Annotated in this window: 2 protein-coding genes; both read left to right on the top strand. The window is 53.7% G+C overall.

All coding sequences use genetic code 11. The features are described 5' to 3' along the window. Positions 1–71 precede the first annotated feature (71 nt). A complete protein-coding gene (locus KVH01_RS30795; protein ID WP_060549947.1) occupies positions 72–374 on the top strand; it encodes a transposase in 303 nt (100 codons plus the stop codon). Next, positions 371–1207, top strand: a complete 837-nt coding sequence (locus KVH01_RS29415; protein ID WP_404822124.1) for an IS3 family transposase — start codon at positions 371–373, stop codon at positions 1205–1207. Before KVH01_RS30795 ends, KVH01_RS29415 begins: the two co-directional genes overlap by 4 nt. The last annotated feature ends 36 nt before the right edge of the window (positions 1208–1243 follow it).

Genomic DNA, 1243 nt, shown 5'->3' with positions numbered 1-1243 from the left:
TGAACTGGCCTAATGATTTTGGACACTTCAATCGGGCGCTATGATAGCGCCCAAATATGAGGTGTTTGGATATGCGTAAATCTTATTCGAGTGAGTTCAAGCTCAAGGCTGCCAGCATGGTGCTGGATGAAGGCCAGCCGGTTACTGAGGTCTGTGCCAGCCTGGATATCGGCCCCACAGCCCTACGCCGCTGGATCGATCAAGTGCAAAAAGAACGCTTGGGCTCGACTCCGGTAGGGGCCAAGGCGATTACCGCTGATCAACGAGAAATCCAGAGGCTCAAAGCTCTGCTTAGAGAGAAAGACCTGGATATCGAAATCCTAAAAAAGGCCAGTGCTCTCCTGCTTTTGGACGCCAAAGATCATTCACGCTGATCGATGAGCTGGACGAGCAGTACGGCGTTAAAAGGTGTTGTCGGGTGTTTGGGATCAACCGCAGTAGCTTCTACGCCTGGCGCCAGCGCAAAGGCAGAGCAAATCCCGAACGGGACAAGCTCAAAGCCGCGCTGGTCAGGCACCACAAGGCGTCCAGAGAGTCGGCCGGCGCACGTACTTTGTCCAAGGAGCTACAAGCCAAAGGGCATCGTATCGGACGTTACATGGCTCGCAGTTTGATGCGTGAAGCTGGCATCGCTAGTCGTCAGCGCAGGCGCCATAAGTACAAGTCGCCGGGCGTGGAGGCCTTGGTAGCGCCGCACATGCTCAAGCGGAAATTTGACGTGACGGCGGTTAATCAGGTGTGGTGTGGCGACGTGACTTACATCAAGGTCGGCAAGCGGTGGATGTACTTCGCAGCCATTTTGGATCTGTACGCTCGCAGGATCGTAGGCTGGTCGTTCTCGATGATTTCCGATGCCAACCTGACCTGCGAAGCACTAGGCATGGCAGTGGAGCTACGTGGCCATCCTCAGGATGTGTTGTTTCATTCTGACCAAGGTTGTCAGTACACCAGTCATAAATTCAGAAATTTGCTGCTGAAACATGGATTTAGGCAAAGCATGAGTCGTAAAGGCGAGTGCTGGGACAACGCTCCAATGGAGCGTTTCTTTGGCAGTTTGAAGTCGGAGTGGGTGCCTGAAGCGGGTTACAAACTCGAACATGAGGCCCGAGCAGACGTGCAGCGCTATGTCTCGCGCTACAACATCAGCAGACCTCATAGCTACAACGACTACCGGTCGCCGGTCTCGAAGGAAAGGTTGGCGGCGTGAACCTTAATCAGTGTCCAAGATTACTTGACCAGTTCA

Origin of the sequence: Pseudomonas khavaziana (assembly GCF_019145205.1) — a bacterium.
GTDB classification, from domain to species: Bacteria; Pseudomonadota; Gammaproteobacteria; order Pseudomonadales; family Pseudomonadaceae; genus Aquipseudomonas; species Aquipseudomonas khavaziana.
This window is presented reverse-complemented; position numbering and strand designations above follow the sequence as displayed.